This window comes from Ruegeria sp. D3, from assembly GCF_056534465.1.
Genome location: NZ_JBQFPK010000016.1, coordinates 1 through 26,065 on the forward strand (window position 1 = coordinate 1; position 26,065 = coordinate 26,065).

Annotated in this window: 26 protein-coding genes; 6 read left to right on the plus strand and 20 right to left on the minus strand. The window is 55.9% G+C overall.

The window, feature by feature from the left end:
* A partial coding sequence (locus ACR0DX_RS19155) for an ATP-binding protein (protein WP_480847104.1) occupies window positions 1-218 on the plus strand: 218 nt, incomplete at its 5' end.
* A 73-nt stretch (window positions 219-291) separates the two neighbouring features.
* Here ACR0DX_RS19155 and ACR0DX_RS19160 read toward each other — a convergent pair.
* The 4 genes from ACR0DX_RS19160 to ACR0DX_RS19175 all read right to left on the minus strand — a co-directional run bounded on the left by ACR0DX_RS19160 (window position 292) and on the right by ACR0DX_RS19175 (window position 7,247).
* Window positions 292-912 (minus strand): class I SAM-dependent methyltransferase, encoded by a 621-nt coding sequence (locus ACR0DX_RS19160; protein ID WP_170417923.1) that lies wholly within the window; start codon window positions 910-912, stop codon window positions 292-294.
* A gap of 565 nt (window positions 913-1,477) precedes the next feature.
* Window positions 1,478-1,819, minus strand: coding sequence for a copper-binding protein (locus ACR0DX_RS19165; protein ID WP_170417920.1), 342 nt, complete (start codon window positions 1,817-1,819; stop codon window positions 1,478-1,480).
* Between the two features lie 29 nt (window positions 1,820-1,848).
* Window positions 1,849-5,028, minus strand: coding sequence for an efflux RND transporter permease subunit (locus tag ACR0DX_RS19170; protein WP_170417917.1), 3,180 nt, complete (start codon window positions 5,026-5,028; stop codon window positions 1,849-1,851).
* Window positions 5,025-7,247: an efflux RND transporter periplasmic adaptor subunit gene (locus ACR0DX_RS19175; RefSeq protein ID WP_480666902.1), complete on the minus strand. Its 2,223-nt coding sequence runs from the start codon at window positions 7,245-7,247 to the stop codon at window positions 5,025-5,027. The genes ACR0DX_RS19170 and ACR0DX_RS19175 overlap by 4 nt, the downstream gene beginning before the upstream one ends.
* Window positions 7,248-7,343: 96 nt before the next feature.
* Here ACR0DX_RS19175 and ACR0DX_RS19180 point away from each other — a divergent pair, with 96 nt between their 5' ends.
* The gene (locus ACR0DX_RS19180) at window positions 7,344-7,535 is read left to right on the plus strand and encodes a hypothetical protein (protein WP_170608328.1); all 192 of its coding nucleotides are present in this window, start codon (window positions 7,344-7,346) and stop codon (window positions 7,533-7,535) included.
* A 302-nt stretch (window positions 7,536-7,837) separates the two neighbouring features.
* Here ACR0DX_RS19180 and cueR read toward each other — a convergent pair whose 3' ends face one another.
* On the minus strand, window positions 7,838-8,224 hold the full coding sequence (cueR, locus tag ACR0DX_RS19185; RefSeq protein ID WP_152460772.1) for a Cu(I)-responsive transcriptional regulator: 387 nt from the start codon (window positions 8,222-8,224) through the stop codon (window positions 7,838-7,840).
* 15 nt (window positions 8,225-8,239) lie between these two features.
* On the minus strand, window positions 8,240-10,750 hold the full coding sequence (locus tag ACR0DX_RS19190; RefSeq protein WP_170417908.1) for a heavy metal translocating P-type ATPase: 2,511 nt from the start codon (window positions 10,748-10,750) through the stop codon (window positions 8,240-8,242).
* 173 nt (window positions 10,751-10,923) lie between these two features.
* On the opposite strand from ACR0DX_RS19190, the gene ACR0DX_RS19195 reads away from it, so the two are divergent.
* Window positions 10,924-11,121, plus strand: coding sequence for a heavy-metal-associated domain-containing protein (locus tag ACR0DX_RS19195; protein ID WP_170417905.1), 198 nt, complete (start codon window positions 10,924-10,926; stop codon window positions 11,119-11,121).
* A gap of 37 nt (window positions 11,122-11,158) precedes the next feature.
* On the opposite strand, the gene ACR0DX_RS19200 is transcribed toward ACR0DX_RS19195, so the two are convergent.
* The 9 genes from ACR0DX_RS19200 to ACR0DX_RS19240 all read right to left on the minus strand — a co-directional run bounded on the left by ACR0DX_RS19200 (window position 11,159) and on the right by ACR0DX_RS19240 (window position 18,042).
* Window positions 11,159-11,887, minus strand: a complete 729-nt coding sequence (locus ACR0DX_RS19200) for a DsbA family protein (protein WP_414478956.1) — start codon at window positions 11,885-11,887, stop codon at window positions 11,159-11,161.
* 1 nt (window position 11,888) lies between these two features.
* Entirely contained in the window at window positions 11,889-12,362 is a 474-nt protein-coding gene (locus ACR0DX_RS19205) for a c-type cytochrome (protein ID WP_170418019.1), read from the minus strand.
* Window positions 12,362-13,732, minus strand: a complete 1,371-nt coding sequence (locus tag ACR0DX_RS19210) for a multicopper oxidase family protein (RefSeq protein WP_170417903.1) — start codon at window positions 13,730-13,732, stop codon at window positions 12,362-12,364. Before ACR0DX_RS19210 ends, ACR0DX_RS19205 begins: the two co-directional genes overlap by 1 nt.
* Before the next feature lie 39 nt (window positions 13,733-13,771).
* Window positions 13,772-14,671: a c-type cytochrome gene (locus ACR0DX_RS19215; RefSeq protein ID WP_170417899.1), complete on the minus strand. Its 900-nt coding sequence runs from the start codon at window positions 14,669-14,671 to the stop codon at window positions 13,772-13,774.
* A 9-nt stretch (window positions 14,672-14,680) separates the two neighbouring features.
* The gene (locus ACR0DX_RS19220; RefSeq protein WP_170417895.1) at window positions 14,681-15,250 is read right to left on the minus strand and encodes a c-type cytochrome; all 570 of its coding nucleotides are present in this window, start codon (window positions 15,248-15,250) and stop codon (window positions 14,681-14,683) included.
* Window positions 15,251-15,310: 60 nt separating this feature from the next.
* On the minus strand, window positions 15,311-15,463 hold the full coding sequence (locus ACR0DX_RS19225; protein WP_170746572.1) for a hypothetical protein: 153 nt from the start codon (window positions 15,461-15,463) through the stop codon (window positions 15,311-15,313).
* 183 nt (window positions 15,464-15,646) lie between these two features.
* The gene (locus ACR0DX_RS19230; RefSeq protein ID WP_170417891.1) at window positions 15,647-16,096 is read right to left on the minus strand and encodes a c-type cytochrome; all 450 of its coding nucleotides are present in this window, start codon (window positions 16,094-16,096) and stop codon (window positions 15,647-15,649) included.
* Window positions 16,097-16,163: 67 nt separating this feature from the next.
* On the minus strand, window positions 16,164-16,754 hold the full coding sequence (locus ACR0DX_RS19235; RefSeq protein ID WP_170417888.1) for a L,D-transpeptidase: 591 nt from the start codon (window positions 16,752-16,754) through the stop codon (window positions 16,164-16,166).
* A gap of 634 nt (window positions 16,755-17,388) precedes the next feature.
* Complete coding sequence (locus ACR0DX_RS19240; protein WP_050605720.1) at window positions 17,389-18,042, minus strand: L,D-transpeptidase; 654 nt, start codon at window positions 18,040-18,042, stop codon at window positions 17,389-17,391.
* 374 nt (window positions 18,043-18,416) lie between these two features.
* On the opposite strand from ACR0DX_RS19240, the gene ACR0DX_RS19245 reads away from it, so the two are divergent.
* The 3 genes from ACR0DX_RS19245 (at window position 18,417) to ACR0DX_RS19255 (ending at window position 21,155) form a co-directional block, all read left to right on the plus strand.
* Complete coding sequence (locus ACR0DX_RS19245; protein ID WP_255612174.1) at window positions 18,417-18,728, plus strand: DUF2933 domain-containing protein; 312 nt, start codon at window positions 18,417-18,419, stop codon at window positions 18,726-18,728.
* 39 nt (window positions 18,729-18,767) lie between these two features.
* Window positions 18,768-18,941, plus strand: a complete 174-nt coding sequence (locus ACR0DX_RS19250) for a hypothetical protein (RefSeq protein ID WP_170417885.1) — start codon at window positions 18,768-18,770, stop codon at window positions 18,939-18,941.
* A 117-nt stretch (window positions 18,942-19,058) separates the two neighbouring features.
* On the plus strand, window positions 19,059-21,155 hold the full coding sequence (locus ACR0DX_RS19255) for a protein-disulfide reductase DsbD family protein (protein WP_170418009.1): 2,097 nt from the start codon (window positions 19,059-19,061) through the stop codon (window positions 21,153-21,155).
* Window positions 21,156-21,164: 9 nt separating this feature from the next.
* Here the strand turns inward: ACR0DX_RS19255 and ACR0DX_RS19260 are convergent, their stop codons facing one another.
* The 5 genes from ACR0DX_RS19260 to ACR0DX_RS19280 all read right to left on the minus strand — a co-directional run bounded on the left by ACR0DX_RS19260 (window position 21,165) and on the right by ACR0DX_RS19280 (window position 25,936).
* Window positions 21,165-21,623 carry an ATPase gene (locus ACR0DX_RS19260; protein WP_170417881.1) on the minus strand — a complete coding sequence of 153 codons (459 nt, stop codon included), beginning with the start codon at window positions 21,621-21,623 and terminating at the stop codon, window positions 21,165-21,167.
* A 114-nt stretch (window positions 21,624-21,737) separates the two neighbouring features.
* On the minus strand, window positions 21,738-22,886 hold the full coding sequence (gene ccmI / locus ACR0DX_RS19265; protein ID WP_170417878.1) for a c-type cytochrome biogenesis protein CcmI: 1,149 nt from the start codon (window positions 22,884-22,886) through the stop codon (window positions 21,738-21,740).
* Complete coding sequence (locus ACR0DX_RS19270) at window positions 22,883-23,371, minus strand: cytochrome c-type biogenesis protein (protein ID WP_170417876.1); 489 nt, start codon at window positions 23,369-23,371, stop codon at window positions 22,883-22,885. The genes ccmI and ACR0DX_RS19270 overlap by 4 nt, the downstream gene beginning before the upstream one ends.
* Window positions 23,368-23,937 (minus strand): DsbE family thiol:disulfide interchange protein, encoded by a 570-nt coding sequence (locus tag ACR0DX_RS19275; protein ID WP_170417873.1) that lies wholly within the window; start codon window positions 23,935-23,937, stop codon window positions 23,368-23,370. The genes ACR0DX_RS19270 and ACR0DX_RS19275 overlap by 4 nt, the downstream gene beginning before the upstream one ends.
* Before the next feature lie 4 nt (window positions 23,938-23,941).
* Window positions 23,942-25,936: a heme lyase CcmF/NrfE family subunit gene (locus ACR0DX_RS19280; RefSeq protein ID WP_170417870.1), complete on the minus strand. Its 1,995-nt coding sequence runs from the start codon at window positions 25,934-25,936 to the stop codon at window positions 23,942-23,944.
* Window positions 25,937-26,065 lie beyond the last annotated feature (129 nt).

Sequence of the window (26,065 nt, forward strand, 5' to 3'; positions counted from 1 at the left end):
AGGGGCCCGGCATCCCCGAGCATATGCTCGATGCGGTATTCGACCCATTCGTGCGGCTTGAAACATCCCGCTCGCGAGAGACTGGCGGAACCGGCTTGGGGCTGTCGATCGCACGTACGATCATCCAGTCGCACGGTGGCACGATAGAATTGCTAAACGGGGAAACTGGCGGCTTGTGCGCTAAGGTGGTTCTGCCAGTTTTTGAGGGCCAAACGTAACTTGTGAACACAATCGGCATGCCCCGAAAGCTTATTGGAAGCGTACCGCTTTGGGCCAGTTTCAGGTGTGGGCTCAAACGCAGCGGCGGAGAACACTGAACTGGAAAGACTGACTTTCCCCCCAAGAGGTTTGGTGCAGGTGATGGCGATGCGCGACGAGTTCAAAGTGTTCCTCAAAAAGCACGGCGATATCGCTCGGACTATAGCGGGCGACAGGGAGACCACTGCAAGTCTCCGGCCCATCAAGTGCAAACGTAGCAATGATCACATGGCCGCCAATTTTTACCCCTTTCTTCACGCTTTCCAGATAGGCCGCGCGTTGCGATGTATCCACGAGAAAGTGAAAAACCGCCCTATCATGCCAGACGTCATATCTGCGATCGGGGACCCAAGAAGTTATATCTGCAGAAATCCAAGTGACTGTTTCAGCGGCGCGCCCCAACCTTTCCCGGGCCGTGTCCAACGCGACCTGCGATAGATCGAGAACTGTCACGTCATGGAGCCCCTTCGCAAGCAACGCTCCAGCAAGACGAGATGTACCTCCACCAATGTCGATGACGGATGAAGGCTTAGACACTCTGATCAACTCGATGAGTTCAAGCGATATCTCTGGATCATCCTCGTGCCAACTCAATTGGGTGTCAAACTTCTCGCCATAGACATCGTCCCAGTGCTCTCTTGTGTTAGCTGTCATGTCGTATCGTTTTCCCAAGTCGTCGCCCTGGAGATATCCTCATTTTGACCGCTCCGCGCTGCGTTTTCGACTGAAGCAAAAACCAACAAGGCAACGCCCCAGACAATTCGACGCTGGTCCGTTGAATGGCCGCGTGAAGTCATCTCGGCGACAATGTAGTACACACATTCCAATTGTGAAATGTTTTAGGTGGGATTTGCTTGTCGGTCAGATTTCCACTGGGCTGCGCAAGTAGCTCCAGAATTTTGCGCAGTTTAACTGCAGTGGCGCGGGCCGGAGATACCGAAGCGTTGGCAGTTTGTGTACTGCTTGCCTGGATTGCTCTGTTCAATCAGTATAGCCGGAAGATTTTCTGAGCTTTGGAGCTTCAATCAGTCAACGAATTGCTTAAAGCGCCTTTAACCGACAATGGACTGATAACTTATGAGCAGAGCCACAGATCGTTGAAATACGATTTGGTTCTTGAGTGGCTCCTACTCCATTTCTCTTAGTTCATAGAATTTCCTACAGTCGTTGAAACGGCGAACAATCACATCATTGGTGAATAGCTGCCGCATCAACAGACTCAGTTTTTCATGATCGCGCCGATCGCATACATACCATCATCGCTTTTGACCAACATCAGTGTGACTTCGTCACCTGCGCTGATCTCACCCATCATCTGGGCATTCTCAAGAAGCTGCAAATCCATCGTCATCGCGGGCCACCCGATCTCGGGGATCGGATCATGGCTGACGTTAGCGGTTTCGTCGCCAATTGAGTTCACCAAAGCCTTTGCGTGGACCGCACCTTCCATCTGTTCGGAAGACATGGGCATGTTGGAATGGTCCATGCCGTGGTTCGTTTGCGCGATGCCGGATGTTGTAGACACGGCCAATAGGGCCAAAATTGCAGTCAAAGTTTTCATCAGATGCTCCTGTTTCAAGGTTGTGGGTATTATTCTGCCGGAAGCGCAGGGGGCACTTCCTGGATCGTGTGGGAGATCTCTCGGTTCACGCGATTGAGCGCGAGCCGTTTCCAAATCACGAATATTGCGGGAATGACAAAAAGCGTAAGAAGGGTCGCTGTCACCATGCCCCCAATCATCGGCGCAGCGATCCGCTGCATGATTTCAGAGCCTGTACCGGTGCCGTACATGATGGGTATCAGTGCTGCAAAGATCGTGGCTACAGTCATTACCTTCGGCCGAACCCGAAGAACGGCTCCTTCGAACACCGCGTCTTCGATATCGTCACGTGTCAGCTTTCGCTGTTCCGATTGCGCCAGCCCTCGACGTTTCTCCCAAGCAAGATTGAGGTACAACAACATGACAATCGCTGTTTCCACGGCAACTCCCGCCAGCGCGATGAAGCCCACGAGCACAGCAATTGAGATATCGAAGTTAAGATACCATAAGAACCAAACCCCACCTGCCAATGCGACCGGGAGCGCCGCAAGAATTATCCCGACCTCAATCACCCGATTGAACGCCAAGAAAAGCATGAGCGTGATAATTAGCAGGGTTGCAGGAGCAACGATCGTCAACCTGTCCTGCATTCTCTCTATGTACTCATACTGCCCTGACCAAGTCAGCGAGTAACCTGGAGGCAGGTCGACCTTTTCTGTAACCACCTCTTGTGCTTCGGCCACATAGCCGCCCAGGTCGCGCCCCGCGATGTCGATGAACACGAACCCAGTTCGTCGAGCGTTCTCTGATCGTATCATTCCCGGCCCGTCAACTATTCGAATATCGGCGAGAGCGGACAGTGGCACATGAGCACCCGACGGCGTGACGACAGGAAGATTTTCGAGCCGTTCCGGGCTGTCTCGCCATGCCTGAGGGTACCGAAGGTTTATAGGAAACCTCTCCAGCCCCTCCACAGATTCCGACACTTGCATACCGCCAATTGCGGTCTGCACTACGTCCTGAACTTCTCGAACACTCATCATGTATCGGGAGGCGGCATCTCGTTTGACGTCGATTTCGATGAAACGCCCGCCAACAGGTCGCTCTGCGTAGGCGGAAGCCGTTCCATCAATATCAGCGACCGCACGCTCTACTTCGATCCCTATATCTGTAATGACCTCCAAGTCGGTGCCGGATATTTTGACACCGACAGGAGTACGGATACCTGTCGCAAGCATATCGATGCGGTTCTTGATAGGTTGGATCCAAACATTTGTAACGCCCGGAACCTGAACGATACGATCGAGCTCATTCCGGATTTTCTCCATTGTCATGCCGGGGCGCCATTCTTCTTCCGGCTTGAGTTGGATTGTGGTCTCCACCATCGTTAGAGGTGCTGGATCGGTTGCAGTCTCCGCACGCCCAACTTTACCGTGAACAGTTTCGACTTCAGGCACGGTCGCGATCAGGCGGTTGGTCTGCTGCAGTACCTCACGGGCTTTTCCCGTCGAGATCCCGGGGTAGAAGCTCGGCATGTAGAGAAAATCACCTTCGTTCAACTCGGGCATGAATTCAGAGCCAATTCTCTGGTACGGGTACCACATGGACGTCACCAGAACGCCGGCCAACAGTGTTGTTGCCCATGGCCAGGCAATTGCCGCGTCCAGAAATGGGCGGTACACGAACACAACCAAGCGATTTAGCGGATTTTTTCGCTCCGGTAGAATACGCCCCCTTACAAAGTAACCCATCAAGACCGGAACCAGCGTTATCGAAAGGATGGCGGCTGCAGCCATGGCGTAGGTTTTGGTATAAGCGAGTGGCGAGAAGAGCCTACCTTCCTGATTTTCCAGAACGAAAACAGGCAAAAAACTAACCGTGATAATCGCCAGAGAATAAAAAAGGGCTGGTCCCACCTCAGAAGCGCACTCTTGCACAATCCGCCATCGGTTCTCTGCTGTGAGCTTTTCTTTTTCCAACCGCCTGTGCATCGCCTCGATCATCACAATCGATGCGTCGACCATCGCACCAATAGCGATGGCTATGCCGCCGAGCGACATGATGTTTGCGTTTACTCCTTGCGCCTTCATCAGAATAAATGCGGCAAAGATTCCCAGAGGGAGCGACAGAAGAATTACGAGGGATGACCGCAGATGAAGTAGAAAAGCCGCGCACACAAGAACAACGACAATGAATTCCTGCGTCAGTTTCTTCTGGAGGTTATCGATAGCACGCTCGATCACACCAGATCGGTCGTAGGTCGTTATGATTTCGACCCCCTCCGGCAGGTTTGAGCGCAACTCTTCGATGCGCGCCTCCACCGCTTTGATCGTTGCCAACGCATTCCCACCCCATCGCAGAATGACTACTCCACCAACCGCGTCTCCTTGCCCGTCGAGTTCTCCGACACCGCGCCGCATTTCCGGCCCCAGACGGATTTCAGCGACGTCTCCAAGCGTCAGAGCGGCGCCACGGTCGTTGACCATCAACGGCGCGCTTGCAAGGTCTGACAATTCGTCAATGTAGCCCGAGGACCTGACCATGAATTCGGCTTCCCCCATCTCAATGACGCTGCCGCCCGTCTCGCGGTTGGCCGCCTGAATAGCCGTCCTCAATTGTGCAAGTGTTATGTCATAGGCACGTAGTTTGTTTGGGTCGACGACGACCTGGTACTGTTTGACCATTCCGCCGATGGTGGCGACTTCTGAGACGCCTTCCACGGCTTGTAATTCGTATTTCAGAAACCAATCCTGCAGAGTCCTGAGCTGAGCCAGATCATGATTTCCGGTTCTGTCAACCAGCGCATACTGATAAATCCACCCGACCCCAGTCGCATCAGGGCCAAGTTGTGGTGACACGCCCTCAGGTAAGCTGCCGGTAATCTGGCCCAAGTATTCGAGCACACGCGACCGAGCCCAGTAGAGGTCCGTCCCGTCCTCAAAGACAACATATACAAAGCTGTCTCCAAAGAACGAGAACCCGCGAACGTCTTTTGCACCGGGTACGGCCAATAGGGCTGTCGCAAGTGGATATGTGATTTGGTTTTCGACAACTTGAGGCGCTTGCCCGGGATATGGCGTGCGAACAATTACCTGGACATCCGACAGATCCGGGATTGCATCAACCGGCGTCTCACGAATGGCCCAAATACCCGCAACTCCTATCATGAATGCGAGGGCCAAGATGACGAACCTGTTGGCGAGCGAAGAACGAATGATGGCCGTGATCACTGCGTAACACTCCCATCAAGCGCGACCTCTAACAGCGTCATCGAAAAGTCGGGATTGCGGCGAAGGATCAAAGAAACATCAATCCCTACAGGCAAGTTAGAAACCTCAATCCCCTCCGCAACCGGGAAATCCATGGTCATGCCCGGCATGCCGATCTCAGTCATCGGACCGTGTGTTACGTTCGCGGTACGCGCGTTCGGGTCGATACTGTTAATCCGGCCAGAAACCTGAAGTGGCGGTGCAATAGGCGTTGCCGCAGCCAACACCATTGTCATGCCATCTGCACGCGCGAAAGTCAGAGTCATTTCAGAACCGACTTCGAGCATGCTTGTGTCCAATGTAGGTTCTAATGGGAAATCCATGGTCATTCCGGGCATGCCAATCTCAGTCATCGGCCCGTGAGTGATGGTTGCCGTTCCCGCCTCAGCATTAACGAGGTTGATCGTGCCGGTGACTACAATCGGTGGAGCAGAAGGCGTGTCGGTTTCTTCGGGTTCAACGGAATCCGTCGGCGGCGAGCCCTCTTCGCGAATTGCCACAATCGAGAACATCCCCCCTTCTCCCTCAGCCAGATCAAACTCAATTGGCATGTCGATTGGCACGGTAGTGAGATCTACTCCTACAACAGGCAAATCCATTGTCATGGCGGCCCAACCGAGCTCGGGGATCGGTCCGTGCTCAAGCGTCAATTTGCCGTCTGAAGTGACGGCGCGCGCGATTCCGGCACCAGTTCCGGCAATACCATCGTCTGGTGCAAGCTCCATCAGGCTCAGAAGCCCATCCGCACCCCGTGCGATCACGAAAGCGACTGCGTCGCCTGCACTCAAGCTGTCGAGCGAAACACCAGACCTCACCGGAAACTGCGAAGTCATTGCGGGCCAATCGAGGCTTTCGAGAACATCGTGACGAACAGTTGCCATACGATTTTGGGCATCGAGTGAAACCAGGGTGCCTGCCCCGCGTGCTGGTTCGGTATCCGTTGGTGCCATTCGGGTGAAACCGGCGCTCAAAGCACTTTCACTGTCGATTAGAAACTGTGCGGATGCGACAACTTCCTCACCAGGTTCAAGCCCTTGCAGAACTTCTGTTCGACCCCCCTCGCCGAAACTGTCTCGAAGACCTGTAGTCACCAGTCTCGGGCGAAAAGTACCATCGCCTGTTTTTAAGATGACGCGTTCCGCCGAACCGGTACGAATTAACGCCTCTGATGGAACAGTGAGAACATTTCGGCTTTCATCCGGTATAAGGCTAACACTGCCAAACATGCCCGGCCGCAGCACGCCGTCGGTGTTATCGAAACTAAGCCTTACGGGAAGAGTTCGGGTTTGCGGATCAAGCTCAGGGTAAACATAGTCGATGTCGCCTTCGAAGGTGCGACCGGGTAGGTGCTCGAACCTTGCTATCGCGCGCATATCTTCCGACAAACGTGCAATATCTCGTTCAAATACATCAACGATCAGCCATACTTCAGAAAGATCGGTTACCGAAAAAGCAAGCGTGCCTGGCTGCAGGTACATGCCATCGGCGGCATTCAGAGCTATGACGACACCGTTTTGAGGTGCCTCAATTTCCACATTTCGAACCAACTCACCGCCCGCCTCAATCTCAGCAACCTGACGAGCGGACATACCGTGGCTGATCAACTTATTGCGCGCCGCGTCCAAAATCCGCGGGTCACCAGCTTCGACTGCGCGTACAAGATCGCCGGTCGCAGCTGCGATCAGTGGTGAAAAGAGTTCAAATAAAACTTGCCCCTTCTCAACGCGATCACCGACCGCTCGAACTTTCAGTTGCTCAATCCAACCTTCAACACGCGTATGAACGTGATTGGTCAGGTGTTCGTCAAAGCCGACGAAACCCACCGTTTCGATGCGAGGTTCGATATCAGTCATGCGTGCAACCGCAGTTCGCACACCAATTGCGTTGATTTCCGCAGCGCTCAGGGTGACTTCTTCAGGGTCGCCGGTAGGTTCCTGCCCAGAATAAACCGGGATCAAGTCCATACCCATCGGCGATTTTCCAGGTCCAGGCTGCCGAAAATTCGGATCCATCGGTGCTACCCAATAAAGGACCTCTGGTTCGTTCGACTGGCCCTGATCAATTGGATTCAGGTACAGTCTTTCAAGAAAGACACCTCCACCCAGGCCAATCGCCAAGGCAAGTACTGATAGTGCCGCATATCTTCCACGCATAATAATCTCCTGACGGTCGCAGTGCATGCTCGAACCGAAACAACATGAAAACCCGCGCTGACGGGCCTGTGGATGTTAGGAGATTTGTGGAGGACGATCGGGCGTCAGAGGCGCTTGAGAGTTGTGGATGTCGGAATCCATGTTACGGTTTTTCTGGCCAAAAGCTTCAGCCAAAACCGCAAGTCCTACGTGGGTCGGATATTCGCCAACACAACAGATACCGGAATGACATTCTCCGCTGTGATTTACGTGGCTATCCGTGTGGATTTGGCCAGTCGTCGGATGCAAACCGCTATGGTCGTGTTTGAAGTCTGATGACTTTGCAGCCATTGAAACGCCGTGAGGCTCAGAGGTGCTACTGTTTTTGACGTCACTGCTCGCGACCACAACAGTGCCGACGAAGGTCATCGCCAAGCAGACGCATGTCAGAAACGTCATTCGCAACACTGAGAAAAACTTCCACTTCATCCCGTGCAGTTAGGACGAACGTAACGAGTGTTCAAGCCAGTCGGAGGAAAAAACAGGTGAGTTGGTGCGCTGTATCGAAATGAAGCGGATTCCCGCGAATACACGTAACAAACTGCCAAAATAGGAGGCAGTTCATACGATGAGCGCATCTAAGTTTGGCCGAGGTTCTTCAGGATCGGGCAGTCGGGACGGTGGTCTCCGGCACATTCATCGATTAAATGAGACAGTGTAGCATGCATGGCCTTCAGGTCCGCGATCTTGGCATCTATTTCTTTTAGGTTCTGTTTGGCGATATCCTTCACGTCCGCGCTTGCGCGTTCTTTGTCCTCGTACAACGCCAGTAGTGAACGGCAATCCTCAATGGTAAAGCCCAATGAGCGGGCCCGCCCGATGAAGGCCAGTTTGTGCAGTTCCTTTTCGTCGAAATGTCGATACCCGTTCAGACTGCGCCTGGGTTTGATGAATCCGATATCCTCGTAATAACGGATGGTTTTGGCAGGCAGACCCGAACGTTCTGCTACATCTCCGATATTCACAGCGGTTCTCCTATTCTATTCAGCAGGCGCTGATCGCAGCGCCTGCTCTTCATTCTGCGAGATCTGTTCTCGCCCAACTTTGATCGGCTTAACCCAGCGCAACCGCAGCGCGTTGGTCAGGACAAATACACTGGACAGCGCCATGGCACCTGCAGCCAAAACCGGCGACAGCAACGGGCCGCCAAACGGATAGAGCACCCCCGCTGCAACCGGTATGAGCAGCGTGTTGTAGCTGAAAGCCCAGAACAGGTTTTGGCGGATGTTACGCATGGTGCGCTGACTAATATCGAAGGCGTTGACCACGCCTGTCAGGTCGCCTGACATCAGAACGACGTCAGCCGCCTCGATGGCGATGTCAGTGCCTGTCCCGATCGCAATTCCTACGTCAGCCGCCGCCAGAGCGGGGGCATCATTGATGCCATCACCCACAAAGGCCAGTTTTCCGCCATTTGAGCGCAGATCTTGCAACGCGGATACTTTACCCTCTGGCAGAACCTCGGCCACGACATGATCGATGCCAAGCTGCGCCGCGATGGATTTGGCTGTAGCGGTATTGTCGCCGGTAATCATCGCTACTTTCAGCCCCAGTCCGTGCAAAGCTTCAATTGCGTCTGGCGTGGTGGTCTTGATTGGGTCCGCCACGGCGATGACGGCTGCGATAACTCCGTCTACGGAGGCATAAAGTGGAGTCTTTCCGTTGATTGCGAGTTCAGCGCCCCGATCAGACAACGCGCCCATTTCAACCCCTTCGCGACTCATCAGGCGGTCGGCCCCGATCAGGATTGTATGGCCTTCGACTGAGGCGCTTACCCCGTAACCGGTGATCGACGTGAAGTCTTCTGGCTTCGAAAGCTCCAGACCACGGGTTTCAGCCGCGCGCACGATGGCCGTGGCGATCGGATGTTCGGATGTGACCTCAACGGCAGCAACAAGGCGCAGAACCTCATCCTCGGCCAATCCTTCGGCCACAATCAGGTCGGTCAGCTCCGGACGCCCTTCGGTCAAGGTCCCCGTCTTGTCCACCGCAACAACGGTGGTTTCCTGCAGCATTTGCAAGGCGTCGCCCTTTCGAAACAGGACACCCATCTCGGCCGCGCGGCCGGTGCCGACCATGATTGAGGTGGGTGTGGCCAACCCCATGGCGCAGGGGCAAGCAATGATCAGTACCGCAACCCCGGCTACCAACGCCAAGCTGAGCGCAGGATCGGGTCCGAACAACATCCAAACCAGCACAGTCATTACGGCCACAGCGATCACTACCGGCACGAACCACAGCGTGATGCGGTCAACCAAGCCTTGAATCGGAAGCTTGGCACCCTGTGCTTGTTCGACCATTTGAATGATCTGGGCCAACATAGTGTCTGCGCCGATCTTTTCAGCCCGGTACGTCAATGCGCCCGCGCCATTAACTGTTCCGCCGACCACAGTTGCGCCCTCGGTCTTTTCGGCAGGAACCGGCTCGCCGGTGATCATGCTTTCATCGACATATGACGCGCCGGTCACTACGGCACCATCCACCGCGATTTTTTCGCCCGGTCGAACGTGCACAATATCCCCTACAACGATCTGCTCGATCGGTAGCTCGACAACCGATCCGTCGCGCTCAACGCGCGCTGTTTTTGCCTGCAGACCGACCAGTTTTCGGATCGCTTCACCAGTTCGCCCCTTGGCGCGCGCCTCGAGGAACCTCCCCAGCAATATGAGAACCACGATCACCGCTGCGGCCTCGTAGTAGACGTTTGCGGTTCCGGCGGGAAGAACACCCGGCGCAAAGGTGGAAACAAGCGAGAACCCATAAGCCGCCGAAGTGCCCAGAGCCACCAGAGAATTCATGTCCGGCGCGCCTTTGAACAAGGAAGGGAATCCCTTAGTATAGAACTGCAAACCTGGCCCAAAAAGAACGATCGTGGTTAGAAGGAATTGCAGGTAATAGCTGTTCTGGATGCCGATCGTGCTCGCTATCAGGTGGTGCATGCCCGGAATAACATGCGAGCCCATTTCAAGGATAAAGACCGGCAAAGCGAGCAAGGCGGCAAAGCTTGTTCGCCGGGCCAATTGGCGAATCTCTTTGGCTTTGCGGTCTTGTGGTTCGGTCTGCGTCGCGGATCGCAGGCTCGCCGGATAGCCAGCAGATGCCGCAAGCGCCGCGATGGCTTCGGGTGTTGTGACTCCCTCAGCATAACGTACAGTTGCACTTTCGGTGGCCAGATTGACCGACGCGGACAAGACGCCATCATCTGCTTGCAATGCCCGTTCAACGCGCCCCACGCACGATGCGCAGGACATGTTCTGAATATCCAGCGTTACCTCTTCCGTCCGTGCCAGATATCCGGCGCTGTTTAACGCATCAGCAATGGCCGCTTTATCGGCTGGATCGCGGAAATCGACCTGAACGCTTTCGCTGGCGAGATTAACCGAAGCGGCATCTACCCCTGGCACATCTTTCAACGCGCGCTCAACCCGCCCTACGCAGGACGCACAGCTCATACCCTGAACTTGAAACCTTGCATGTGAAATTTCAGTCATATTGTCACCACCAATGTTCTGCTGACGGGAAACATAAGGGTTCCAGCAAGTGGAAGGTCAAGGGATGGGGCTGACTTTCTTTGCCACTAATTTTGACGATCCAATAATCACGACTTGACCTTCCTGTGCTGGAATACTTTAGCCGGGACGACGGAACACAGGAGCAAACATCCATGACGACCCTAAATATCCCGGATATGAGCTGCGGGCACTGCAAGTCAGCTATCGAAAAAGCCGTTGCCACGGTGGATTCCTCCGCACAGTTGGACTTTGACATGGAAAACCGCAGGGTACGTGTCTTAAGCACCAATTCACTTGATCATATCCTTGCAGCGCTGAAGTCCGAGGGATACGAAGCCACGATCGCATGATAAACTTAGGAGCGCACATGCTGTCGCCCCCTTGGTTCTATCTTGCGTCTCTGACTGCCACGATTAACCGGGTCATTTCATCTTCGGTGATCAGACCCGGGGCAAGCGCATCTCCAATCACAAACGAAGGAGTGCCACTGAAGCCAAGCTGTCGGGCCAATTCCATGGAAATCTGAATATGCGCGTCGACTTCCGGCGCTTCCATATCTGCGCGCAATTGATCCTCGTCCAGGCCAAGTTCCCGAACAACTTTCAGTACACTGGCCTCAGTGGCACGACCGTTCAGAGCCATAAGCGCCCAATGAAATTCTTCGTATTTTCCCTGGTTTCGTGAGGCCAGCGCAGCGCGTGCCGCGAAGTCGGAACCTTCTCCAAGTATGGGCCATTCTCGATAAACAATTCGCACATCGGAATCGCCCGCGATTACGTTCTTCACGACCGGGGCAGCGCGTTTGCAATATGGGCAGTTATAGTCGAAAAACTCGACCACGGTTACATCGCCTTCCGGGTTTCCGATTACAGGCGCATTCGGATCCTGTTCCAGCAATTCACGCTGATTTTCCAAGACGCTTCCAATTGCTTCGGCTTTTGCCTGATCCTCGCGCTGTTGAAGCAATTGAATCGCCTGCATGATGATCTCAGGGTTTTCCAAAATGGCTTCGAGAGCCAGCCGTTTTACATCGGAGTCAGACAGCTCGTCGGCGCGTGCCATAGGAATGCCAATCGACATGGCGATAGCGACTAAGCCTGCAAGTATTCGTTTCACATCAGTTTCCTTCCGTTTGTTCTGCTTCGGTGCGTTGCTCTTGCAGCTTGCGTTCCCGATCCGGCCAACTCTCCTTGATGAAGGCGAGGATGTCCCAGATATCCTGATCCGACAGAGTGTCCCCGAAGCCTGGCATGCCGCTTTTGACGTCAGCGACACCCATCTGTTTCAAAGTTTGGTCCCCGCCAAACTTTGTATAGTCGAACAACAGCTTGTCGCCGTGATGCCAGGTATGCCCGGTTCGGTCATGCGGGGGCGCCCGCAAGACGCCATCCGGATCAGGTGTTTGCCAATCCTGCTGACCCTCCAAATTTGCCCCGTGGCATGACGCGCAGTTTTCGGCGTACAAAACTGCACCACGTGCCGAATCCGCTGATGCACTGTTCTGCGCACGCCCACTCAGGCCCCAGCCAGCGACCGCGACAATGATCACTACAGCAGCCAGTGACACCCATTTCGCCGAACTCTTGTTCATCATGCCACGCTCAGCCAGGTCTTCATACCAGCGGCCTGATGCGACAGCATATGGCAATGAAACAGCCAATCCCCCGGGTTATCCGCAACGAACGCAATCTCCCGCTTTTCTATCCGGTCAACCAGGATTGTGTCCCGCAGCGGCCCTAGGTTGCCGTTTGGCAGAACTTCCTGAAAGTGCGTCCCGTGCAAGTGCATAGCGTGCGGAAAGACGGTGTCGTTCTGCATCTGAATCCGGACTATGTCGCCACGCGAAACGGCAGCAAGGGGGTTTTCAGGTAACCCGGCGACACCGTTGAATGTCCAGATCTGCCCTTCCTGAACCAATTCATTGGTGCTCATGACCTGGCCGTTAAAAGTGCCTTGACGCAGTCCGCCCATCGCCCCGCCTTCCATCACTAATGGGATTGTCAAAGCGTCAGAAACATCTTCGAGAAAGGAAACAGGGTTGGGTGGCAGGGCTTCTATTGCACCGCGGTTTGCGGATGCACCGCTTCCCGAAACCGGGATTTCAGCAATGACAAACGATTCATCGCGTTCGTGAAGAGTTATTTGAACGGCTTCGTTCGATTCCGCTGTGACATCAACAATTAAGTCTGCTCGCTGTGCAGGCCCAAAAACAAGGGTTTCAAAATCCTCTGGCTGCCTTACAGGCATGCCATCATAAGCGACCAGTTTCCCGTTTGCGCCACCTACTGAGACATACATGATCCGATCAGTTGCCACGTTGACCATTCGAAGTCGCAAACGCTGGTTTGTCAGAACTTCTGTCATGGGCGATATGTGTGCGTGAACGTAGTTTCCCATTCGGCCTGCATGCGTCCAGTCATGCATCGCGCCGAAATCATCGACGATTTGGGCGTCCTGACCCAACCTCCAGTCATCCAGCAGGATCGTAATGTCATGATCCGTGTCCGGCGGGTCCATTTCGTCGACGATGAACGCGCCGTAAAGGCCCCTGGCCACTTGTTCCGTTGACTGGTTATGAGAGTGGTACCAGAAGGTTCCTGCATCCTTCAGAGGCAAGTCATACTGAAACTCGCCGCTTGTTGGTACAGCCTCCTGTGTAAGACCCGGCACCCCATCCATGTTGTTTGGAACCCGCAGTCCATGCCAATGGATTGCCGTAGGCTGAGGCAGTGAGTTCAGGAGTGTCCGGCGAACCGTTTCGCCCTGCCGGGCACGAATTTCGGGGCCCGGAACACCGCCATCATATCCCCATATCTCGGTTTCAGGATAGCTGTCGGGGGCAACACGTGCCAATCCTGAACGCGCCTCGATTATTCGGGGGGCGGTAGCCGCCCTCCCGATAGTCGGCACTGCGATTAGTGCCGACGTGCCTGCAACGAATTGCCTGCGATTGAGCTTCATGAGGACTTCCCTCCAAAGAAAATTTGATCTCTCACTCGATTACCCCCCGTCGTGCACATCCAGCAGATAGGTCGCCATTGCCTTCCGGTCTTCGTCTGTCAGAAAGCTGGTGCCATAGTTTACGACCTCTCCCATGGCGCCGCCGAAGACATCGCCATCAGGCATGACGCCGGTGCGCAACGCGTAGGCCAAATCATCTACCGTCCAACCACGCTTTTGCAGGGTCTCAAAGTCGATGGCCGGTGCCTTGTCACCGCCCGGCAGAGAGTCACTTCCCTTGAAGTGTTCCGTGTCCGAATTTCTTGCGCCAGCCAGGTTCCTCCCGGTGTGGCAGGCCGCACAATGTGTGGCACCTTCGACCAGTAGCCGGCCCCGGTTCCACACTTCGTCATTGCCCGGCACGGGATCAGTGCGGGGTGGTTCCAGAAAAGCCGCGCGCCACAGCTTCAGGCCCCATCTCTGATTGAAGGGGAACGCCATTTCCTGTTCTTTTGACGGTTCCGCTACCGGTGGAACTGTTTGCCATGCGGCCCAGAGATCGGCGATGTCCTGATCCGTGAAATTGGCATAGAATGGATAAGGAAAGGCCGGGTAATAGGGTTGTCCGCCGGGTGATACGCCTTGACGCACCGCGCGGGCGAACTCCTCGATTGTCCAATCACCGATCCCGTGATCGGGATCTGTGGTCAGGTTCGGCGAAAAGAGCGTGCCGAACGGGGTATCCAACTCCACCCCACCGGCCAAGGCCGCGCCCCCTTTGGCAAAATCTGTGTGGCAAGCGATACAACCACTTGCCCTTGCCAGATACGCCCCGCGGTTAACGTCACCCTGAATGTCGAGAGCTTGTAAGGGCTGGCCAATCGGCCAAGCCATCACAGCAACAAGTCCCGCTGACGCCGCTACGGCGGCAGCAAGGCCCAATCGGAATATCGGTCTCATGACGCATTCCTATTCCGACCGAAATTGCGTGTGACACGCCGAGCATGTCTGGCTCAGCATCATGAACACACCATCTGCCGGCATTTCAGAAAGTTGTGCCTGGTTTGGACTGCCGCCCATCATTCCGGCACCCATCATAGAACCGCCACCCATCATGGATGCGCCGCCCATCATGCCCGAACCATGGCCCGACCCGGACATCATCAACCCGTTGTCCGCCGCAAGCACAAGGCCTTCAGAGTAGGATTCCAACTGCCTGGCTAACTCTGCAAATGAACCCCAATCCTGCCAGATCTCCGATTTGGCCTCCGAGGGTTTGCCATCAGATCCCTCTGGAAACAGCTTTGTCATGCTCTCGCCAGCGTGACGCCCGATTTTCTTGGCCTCGCTTCGTACCGTTTGCGCATTGTAGGGCGTTTTCCCCTGCATCATCGGCGTAAGGATCTTCATGCTGTCCTTCATCGCGGACATACCATCCATGCGTTCTTTGACGATGCCGGTTGCGCCACCATGCGCCAGGGCGGCGGCTGCAAACAGAGAAACCAGGGCAACGCCTGTGGTCATTTTCAGAATGTTCATTGTTTTGTCCTTGTCGTCTGCTTCGACGCGCCCAGGTTGAGCGCAATTCGACTGGTCAGATCAGGACACGCGGCGGTGGTGGGTCAAACGCCGCGATACCGAGAACCCGGTATTGGGCTCGAGGGATCGAGTATCTTTGTTCAGTATCTTGGGGGCCAGGCGGTGGTGGACCCATCGAAAATAGACCAACAGCGTTGCAAATCGTTCCGCCATGACAATGTCCGGGATGACCCTGCTTGACATGCTCAACGTCCGCGGAGTCCGTTTGGTCAATCACGTGCTGAGAACCACTGCCATGTGCATGAGCAGAATCGGCCGTCACAAGCAGCCCGCCAATGGTCAGCACCATTGACAGTATGATGTAACGAATTGCACTGCCCATTCGGCTCGTCACCTTCAGAAAATCCCGTTTTCCTGCTGCAGCTCTCTGATATACGCCACGATGCCCTTCACATCCGCACGGGTCAAGCCATCGACCGGCGGCATATTGCCGAACTTCCAATGGTGTGCCCGAACTCCATTCTGGACTGCCACATAAAATGACTCGTCCGAATGGTGGCTTGGTTCATAGATTTTATGCACCAAAGGTGGTGCAAGGCCTTCCAGACCTGTTGCATTCGCGCCATGGCACGCCGAGCATTTGGCGTCGAATGCCACTTTGCCGACGGCCGCAAATTCGCTTAGCTGGTCCGGCAGAGTGACGTTTTCGATTGGGTCTCCTTGCTCCAGTGCTGACGTATCGGGCGGCGTCATCGAGTGACCTGTTGGTTGCTGATTTAAGTTGTAGACGAACGCGGCGGCGCCTGCGATCACTACTCCGCCGATCAAGAGTGTAAGTTTATCCATCTCTGTTCTTCACATGATTGTCAGTTCTTAGGTTCAACGCGCGCAAAAAAAATCGGCCTGACCAAGGTCAGATCAGTTTTACCTGAGTGCCCACAGTGGCCAGTTCGAACAATTCCGCAATCTGCTCGTTGTACAAGCCAATGCAGCCGTTGGAGGATCTTCTCCCGATCTTGCGCGTGTCGTTGGTGCCGTGGATCCGGTAGTATTGCCAGCTCAAATAAAGTGCATGTGTCCCCAGAGGATTCTCCGGACCCGGGCCCACATAATCGGGCCAAGCGGGGTTGCGCTTTTTCATTGCTGGTGTCGGTCGCCAAGACGGCCCTTCGACCTTGCGAGTAACTGTGGTGTAGCCCAGCCTTGTAAGGTCTTCCGTCAGCGGTACGCTGGTTGGATACATTCGGTAGACGCTTTCGTCTTCCGACCAATATTGCAGGACCTTGGACTGTGTATCGGACAGGATCACACCATTCTTAAGCGTATCAAAGTGGTCCTGCCATTTAGCAACGCGGAATGAGGAAACATTGCGGCGCGTCCCCTCAGTTGCCGTTGATTGGGCCCAAACGGCCGGTGCTGGAAAAAGCGTCGTCGCAGCAAACGCGGCAATCACTCCACGTCGCGTAACAACCTTTCCTTCTTTGCTCCGTTTCATGCCTGCCATCCCAAAGTTTATTCTTTTTTTCCGACTCAAATAACTCGTATGCCCGGTTCCTGCGCTGGAAGGTCAACACGCAAATGACATTTCATATGGGATGTCTCGTCTGAATTGTCGTTGCCGTTGGCGCAGGGATATTTCCTTAGAAGGCGGACCCAAATCATCAAGTCATTGTGGAAAAGCAATTTTTCTTGGACGTAACTCCAGGCTGCTTTAAGCAAAACCTGACTTTCTTGAATCAACCGAACACAAAAAAGCAACGCTAACAATTGCTTAGTTCTTGGTGAATTGATGTGATCACCCGTCGATGCGAGGGTAGCAGGCACTACAAATGACAATCACAGTGGACTAAACACCATGTCCTTCAGGAAAGCTTTCCAAGCACTGGCCGCACTTTTGTTCATCGGCGCTTGTACCGAAACAACGTCAATATCTGCAGATAGCGAGCCCGGAACGCTTTCCCAAGTTCCTGACGCCGTAGCCCAGATTGCTGCTCCGGGCCAGGACCTGAACGCAGTGAAAATCATGCCTGAGGACGGTTGCTATTGGTATCGCTATGTTGGGCCAGTTGAAACAACCTACCTACCACTTAGGACTATTGAAGGGCGCCCAATCTGTACGCGCGCCTGACAAGCGCCTGTCAGCTGGTCGCGGTCAGAAGCCGCTCGGGAGGGTAGAGATGAGCCGTGGACCCTGGCCTGACACGATCATAAAGCCCGATGATATGTGGCATCGCCATCCTTACGCAGCCAGAACTTGCGCGACCTCCGATAGATCTTGGATAAGGCGTTCCGTGAATTCGCAGGTATGTGTCGCGACCACCTTCGAACAGATAAAACGCCCTTGATCCCAATGGGTTTGTCGGCCCACCGGGCACACCATCTGCGAATTGCGCATATTCATCAGGGTCGCGCTCAATCATTTCGGCTGTAGGAGTCCAACGCGGCCATTTGGCCTTTCGCTTGATCGTGTAGACTCCGGGCTCGTAAAGATTGCCTCGGGCAATGGCTACGCCGTAACGCATTGCTGTGCCACCGTCTTCGATGAAATACAGATATCGTGCCACCGCGTCGACATGAATGTCACCCGGAGTAAGTGGTCGATTGGTTTGCACACGCTGAGGCAGGAAACGTGGGTGTAAACCCCAGGGATTGGATGTTGCGGGATCAAAATTGGCTGGAGTTACTTGCGCATCCCACTCCGACCATTGCGAGGCCGCCGCCGACGTCACTCCAAAAACCGGCTGAGAGAAAATGGCGAGCGAGGCTGCAACAAAATGTCGTCTGGTCAGCATTGATAGCGCTCCTATTGGCTGGTTGGTGTCTGGAGTTAGTACCCAGGGGATTAGACAATCCGCGACGGGGGAAGATTTGTCCATTCAATTATTCGTTCGATATCGCTTCGACCCACCCGCGAGTTTTCAAGGCTTAAAGTGACCTAGGCAGCTTCGTGTTTAACCTGAAACTTCACCAGGCGTCGGGACGACAATGCCTGCTGTTCATACCCCTAAAAACTTCCCTGTTCCGGCCGTGTCTATGCACCAAGTAAGGCCCAAGCAAATGCTGGACTGGTTTGACAGCGTCAAATTCGCTTCGCGCCAAAACAGCTTGACCTTCCATCGTGGGAAGGCGTTAGCAGAGGTCTCCAATCCAAATTTTGGAGTTGAATGTGAAAGAAAAACAGACTGCAAACGCGCCGCAGGCGTCAGTACCGGTTAGCGGCGGCAAGATAATGAAATGGGGCATGATGGTATGTTGCATTGCCATGATAACGCCGATCGCTCTCTACTTGATCGCCGGCGGGACGGTTGGTGGGCTTTCTGACTCCTTGGGTCTTTTCGCACCGTTGATCCTGTGCCTCGGAGCCCATTTCTTTATGCACAAGGCGATGGAAAAATCCTGTCATTCGAACAAATCTGAATCGGAAAGACCAAAGGCAACAGACGCCGCGGTCGGACCGAACCCAGTACACCGGCAATAATCTTCAATCATGAAGCTTTGGTGCTCAAGGTTGGCCGCCATGTCGCTGGCCGCTCTTTCGCTGGCGGCTTGCGCACCACGCCCTAAACTATGCCCGCTGCAACCGCCGCAGCCTGAATACGCCCTGCCCCAAGGTTGCCGGGTTCAATGGGAGGGCGCGGATGGCGGGGCCTATTTCATCTGCGAAGACGGGCGCGAAGGTTTCGTGAGCTGATCGTGGGGATGTGACATTCCGGCTCGTTGACCCTCCAGCGCTGGAATCTGGCAGAGACGGGTGCAAAACAACCGATGGCAACGCGCAATGGCAAGAACACTCCTAAATTTATGTATTATGATCTTGGGGTTAATCTTTGGCCAGACTTCCGCCGGGACAAGCCTTGCAGCTACATCCCAAGCGTATGAATCAGAGCCCCTGGTCGCACACATAATTACCGCGCAGGACGGGATCGCGCCTGACGTCAAGACGATCACTGCAGGACTGCATCTGAAACTGGGCGAAGATTGGAAAACCTACTGGAAGTCGCCTGGTGAGGTGGGAATTCCGCCCAAGATCACTTGGAACGGCTCGCAAAACGTCAGCGACGTACAGTTTCACTGGCCCGCGCCGATCCGTTTTCGCGCCTTCGGGATCGAGAATTTCGGGTACAAGGACGAAGTGGTCTTTCCGCTGACCGTCACACTCGAGAACCCCGGAGCGCCAGTTGACTTGAAGGCCGCTGTGACAACGCTGATCTGTTCCGATATCTGTGTGCCGGTCGAGTTTTCGCTGGACTTGTCGCTGACTCAGGGAACGGGTCGGGATCAGGACTCGGCCCGGCTTATAAATGCCTTTCTGTCGCGGGTGCCAACCACGGGAAACACAAGCGGAATGAAGTCCGACGCCGCGACCCTGGATACCGAGTCCGAGATGCTGACGCTGAATTTCACCAGCGACCTGCCCTTTGATGCGCCTGATGTCTTTCCCGACATGGGACGTGACACCGCGTTTGGTGCACCCGACATCCGGCTCGCTGGCGACAGGCGTCAGCTATGGGTGCAGTTCCCGGTCCTCGCTCTGGCACAGGACCCCCCCGCCTTGTCCGTCACGGTTACCGACACCAACCGCGTGGCCGAGTTTTCGCCCCGTACCGACGCTCCCCCTACCCCGCCACCATATGAGATCGCGGCCGCCGAAACTTCAGCCAGCGCGCTGGTCTGGATCATTTTGCTGGCGGTGGGCGGCGGGTTGATTCTGAATGTCATGCCCTGCGTACTGCCAGTGCTTTCGATCAAGCTTTCCTCGGCGGTAAAGGCTCGCGACCGCTCTGCGGCTCAGATTCGCGCCGGGTTCCTGGCTTCGGCAGCCGGAATCCTGACATTCATGTGGCTGTTGGCGGCTATCACCATTGCGGCGCGGTCGCTGGGCTATTCCGTCGGCTGGGGCATCCAGTTCCAGAATCCGCTTTTCCTTGCGGTGATGATCGTGGTGCTGGCGGTTTTTGCAACCAGCCTCGCGGGCTTGTTCGAGATCACGCTGCCGCAGTCGCTGAACACCCGGCTTGCCCATGTCGAAAAGGGCCGCGTGTCGCTGGTCGGGGATTTCCTGACCGGAGCCTTCTCAGCAGTTCTGGCGACGCCCTGCTCGGCCCCCTTCCTCGGCACGGCGGTGGCCTTTGCCCTGACCGGCCGACCGGTGGATATCGTGGCGATCTTCACCGCAATGGGGGTCGGGCTGGCCATTCCTTACCTGCTGGTTGCAGTGCACCCGAAACTTACCGCCGCTCTGCCTAAACCGGGGCGTTGGATGGTGGGATTAAAATGGGCCCTGTCGGCGGCACTGCTGACCACGATCGGCTGGTTGGTCTGGGTGATGGTCGGGGTGGCCGGAGACACTGCTGCAACTGCTACCGTGCTGGCTGCAACTGTTCTGGTCCTGTTGATCTGGAAAAGTACGATGATGCCACCCGTTTTGCGCTGGACAGCCCTGTTGCTGACGCTGACCGCAGCGTTTGCCGCACCGGTTGCGATTGCCGGCAAAGACCGGTCCAGGCTGCTTGAACCAGCCGGAGAGATCCCTTGGATTACCTTCAGCCGCCCCGAAATCGCCCGCCTTGTGTCGCGCGGCGAGGTGGTTTTCGTCGATGTCACAGCCGACTGGTGTCTGACCTGCAAGGCCAACAAAGCGCTGGTGCTGGAACGCGGCGAGGTTCTGGCAACACTGCAATCGGACAAAGCAATTCCGATGCAGGCCGACTGGACCCGCCCCGACGATGTGATCGCCCGTTTCCTTGAGGACAATGGACGGTTCGGGATCCCCTTCAACATCGTCTACGGCCCGTCGGCCCCCGAAGGCATCGCCCTGCCAGAGATCTTGACCACGAACGCCATTCTCGACGCGATGGAACAGGCCGCGCCGATTGCGGGCGGAGCCGTGGAAAGCGGATCCTGACCCCGGAGTTCACATATCCCGGACGCGGTTGCTCTGCTGCGCTAAACGCATGGTCTCGTGCTCTTCCATATCCAGTATCGCCTGAAAGAGTTCGCGTGCCTCGGGTATCTCGGCACGCCCGTGCAAATACCGATATAAGTCGATCACCTGATTGTGAAGATCGAAGACCGCTTCGCAGATCTCATCGACGCTCATCTGTGCGAACGGCCTGTCGCAGGCGCGATGTGGGTCGATCGGCTCATTGCCCAAATAGTCATATACCCAGGTGTTGAGCGCTTTGGGATCGGCTCGTTTCACGAAACCATCGACGATTTTCTCCAGAGCAGCCTCATGATCGGCGAGGTAGGTAAGCAACATCCTGGCCAGCTCCTGCTCTGACTGTGTCGAACAGTGGGCCAAACATTCGGCGAGCCAATGATGCATTTCCCGCGTCCAGACAATTAGATCAGAAAACGTTTCAACTTTCATGGTCTCAACCTCCTAAAGATCGGCATGCGATAGCCTAAACCGGAATTTTCCAGATGGCTCACTGGGCATCAGCGCGAAGTCGGCGCCGGCCCGATCCACGCCGGGCTGCGGGAATCAACCCCCCAGTTCCAGCAATGCCCGGTCGATTGCCACCTTGCGCGGATCCCCCTGCGGCAGGTCATCCGCCAGATCCCTTGCCCTGCCATAGGCGTTCCGGGCGCCGTCGGTCTCGCCCAGCACCGAATAGGCGTTGCCCAGCCGCATCCAGCCGTCCAGATCGCCTGGGTTTTCCTGCATCCGGCTCGCAAGCCGTTCGACCATCGAGCGGATGAAGGCCTGCCGGTCTTCGTCTGACATCTCCTCGGCCGCCGCCACCTGATCGGCAGTTGGGCCGGGCATGGAAGGGGCAAAAGCCGCCAGATTCACCGGAGCCCGTCCGATCGACGGGGCGATGCGGTTAAGCTGGGCCACAAAACTCTCCATCCATGGCCGGAACTCCTCTTCGGCGTCCATCCGCGTCTTCAGTAGGTCATAGGCCTTATCAGGCGATCCAGCCTGCTCCAGACCAATGGCTTTGTAGAATGTCGCTGCTGGGTTCGATGGGTCCAGTTCCAAGGCTCGTTCAAACGCCCGATCGGCCTTGGGCGTAACGACACCGTCATCGGCATAGACCAACGCCTCGCCATATTGCGACACCAGCGCTGAATTCGCATTGGGTCGGTCCAGCAACCCCTCGAACGCGTCTGCGGCATCTCCAAAGCGTCCCATACGCATATAGGTCTGAGCCAACAACACCCATCCCTCGGTTGGCCCGCCGGTTTCATCCGCCTCAAGCCGCGACTTCAGGCGCACGGCAAGGTCGGCGATTTCACGGGCTTCGGCCTGCTCCCCCTCGCGTTGGGCAAATGGCTGGCTGGGGATGTAGGGACTACCCAGTTGCCAATAAAGACCGGCTCCGAGCGCTGGAACTACCAGCGCGGCAAGTAAAATCAGCGCACGCCCGGAATGGCCCATTATCGCTTTGTCGTCCGATTGCCGGTCAATCGCCTTCAGGCGACGTTCTATCTCGGCTCTGGCGGCCTTGGCCTCTTCGGCTGAGATAATTCCTCGTTCCAGGTCCTTCTCCACTTCGCCGATCTGGTCGGAAAAGATGGCAGAGGCGCTTTCGCGTCTCGACAAGTCCGAGGTCTTGCGCCCCAGGCCGGAGAGGGCGAGCGTCAGAAACACCGCCACGGCCATGAATGAAAAGATAATCCAGATCATGCGTGCGGCTCCGTGAGTGAATGGTTTTCGGGATTCCGTTCTTCGCTCGCGCCGCGTTCCGTCTCTTGTTTTCGCGACTTCCGATATCGGCGCGCATTTTGGGTCAATACCGCTGCAGTCGCGATACCACCCAGCCCCAGGATGACGATAGGCGCAACCCACAGAATGTAAGTTGATGGCTTCCATGGCGGGTTGAACAGAACATAGTCGCCATAACGCGCAACCAGAAAGTCCATAACCTGCTGGTCCGTGTCGCCTGCCACCAGCCGTTCGCGCACAAGCAGACGAAGGTCGCGCGCCACGCCAGCGTTAGAACTGTCGATGTCTTGGTTCTGGCACACCACGCATCGCACCTGTTTCGAAATCGCCCGGGCCCGCTCTTCCAATACCGGATCTGCAAGTATCTCGTCGGGCTCAACCGCGAATGCCGGCTGCGACACCAGCATCGCCAGAGTGACCGCGGTAATTACAATGCGACGTATCATGACGCCTCTCCTCCGGCCGCCCGCGCCTGATCCAGCGCGGTGCGCATCTTTGAAATTGCCTCGTCGCCCAGCACCGGGCCGACAAAACGGAATACGACCTTGCCCGCGCCATCAATCACAAAGGTCTCCGGCACGCCGGAAATCCCCCATTCGATCCCGGCTCGGCCGTCCAGGTCGGAACCGATGCGCTCATAAGGGTTGCCCAGATCGTCGAGCCATTTCCGCGCGTCCTGCGGCTTGTCTTTGTAGTTAATGCCCATCAGGCGAATGCCCTCATCGCGTACCATACGCGTCAGCACCGCATGTTCGGCCCGGCAGGGCACGCACCAGGACGCAAACACGTTGACCACGATCGGAGCTGACCCGTCATTTTCCACCAGATCGGTACTGGACAGCCCGTGGGTATCCAGCCCTTCGACCGGCGGCAAGTCGAACTCAGGCACCGGCTGCGAGATCAAAACAGACGGGATTTCGTTTGGATCGCGATCGGGATTCAGTCCCCATAGCAGGAAGGCACCCAGGATGCCGGCAATCGTAATTGGGAACAGTGCAAATAGACGTTTCATTGCCCTACTCCGCCGCCACCGCAACGGAGCTCTGCCCAGTCCGTTTTCGTGGTGCACCGACGCGTAGACGCCGATCGGAGAGTGACAAGACACCACCAAATGCTAACAATCCTGAACCTATCCAGATCCAGACCACCAATGGCTCATACAAGATACGCAGGGTCCATTTGCTCTGTTCTGATTCCGCCGCCGGTTCCGATATTGAGGCGTAAAGGTCCCCTGCCAACGTCGTTCGAATTGCTGACTCGGTCGTACTGGTACCCGCCACGAGATAGGCCCTGCGCTCGGGTTGAAGCGTGGTGACATAAGCGCCATCGCGAAATACCGTCAGTGTGGCCGCGCGAGACAGATAGTTCGGACCGCGAAGCTGTTCCACACCGTCAAAACGCACGTCGAACCCTGCTATCTCAATCTGTGTTCCGGGCTCGGCAAAAGTCACGACCTCGGATTTCCAAGCGCTGGACCCGATAAAGCCGATCATACAGACAGCCAACCCCGCATGGGCCACGACCATGCCGTAATGAGAACGCGGTAGGCTGCGGGCCCGACGCAGGGACTCGGCCAACGGTGCCTCACCCAGCTTAATTCGGCTGGCCCACTCTGTCAGCACAGCGCCCAGCAACCAAACCGCAAGGCCGATCGACACTACCGCCAAGGCTGGGCCGCCGGTATCCAGATACCACACAAGCAACGCTACGAGCAGGCTAACCCCGGCCACCCATTTGAGCCGGGACAGAACACCGCGCAAATCCGCCCGCTTCCATGACAACAGCGGCCCAATCCCCATTACAACGACTAGAACCAGCATGATCGGCACGAAACTGGCGTTGTAATAAGGTGGTCCAACCGAAATCTTTTCACCTGTCACAGCCTCAAGCAAAAGCGGATAAAGCGTACCGAATAGAACCGTCGCCGTTGCGGTGGCCAGCAGCAGGTTGTTAATAAGCAAACCGGCCTCGCGGCTGATCGGGGCAAAAAGACCGCCGCCCTCCATCTCCGGTGCGCGTATGGCAAACAGCGTCAATGAACCACCGATCGCGACAGCCAACAGCGCCAAGATGTAAATGCCGCGTTCGGGATCGACCGAAAACGCATGGACCGATGTAAGCAAGCCTGAGCGGACAATGAATGTCCCCAACAAGGACAACGAGAAGGTCAAAACGGCCAGTAGGATCGTCCAACTTTTGAAGCTGCCGCGCTTTTCGGTCACAATGGCCGAATGGAACAGCGCTGTGCCAGCAAGCCAGGGCATAAACGAGACATTCTCGACCGGATCCCAGAACCACCAGCCGCCCCAACCCAGTTCGTAATAGGCCCACCAGCTGCCCAGAACGATACCAAGTGTCAGAAACACCCAGGCCGCCAATGTCCAGGGTCGGACCCACCGCGCCCATGCCGGATCGACCCGCCCCTCAATCAGGGCAGCCACGGCGAAAGAAAATACGATAGAGAAGCCGACGTAACCCAGGTATAGGAACGGCGGGTGCATAGCCAGGCCGACATCCTGCAACAGCGGATTTAAATCCTGACCATCCAGCGGTGCCGGAAACACCCGGTCAAACGGGTTCGAGGTGAACAGCATGAATGACAGGAACCCCGCGCTGATCCAGGCCTGCACTGCCAGAGTGCGCGCCTTGAGTTTCAGTGGGATGTTCCGAGCCAACAGAGACACACCCAGCCCGAAAATCACCAATATCAGAATCCACAACAGCAGCGACCCTTCGTGGCTACCCCAGGTCGCAGCCACCTTGAAAAGCATCGGTTTCAGCGAATGAGAATTGCTGGCCACATTTAGCACAGTGAAATCGCTGACCACGAAGGACCACATCAGAGCGGCGAAGGCGATAGCAACCAGCGCTGTCAGTAGGACCGAGGTCGCAGATGCCGATCGCATCCACATGACATTGTTCCGTGCTGCTCCAATCAAGGGAAATACGCTTTGCACCAAGGACACGGCCAGGGCAAGCGCCAGGGCGAACTGCCCGATTTCCGGTATCATTCCAATCCCTCCGGATTTCCGGTTTTGCGGCCTTGTCCGACAATCCAGCGCTGGAGGGTCAAGCGCATTATTGCCGCACCCCCTTCGGCTGATGCATGCTTGACGAGCGCAAATCTGGCCGGCGGCCTT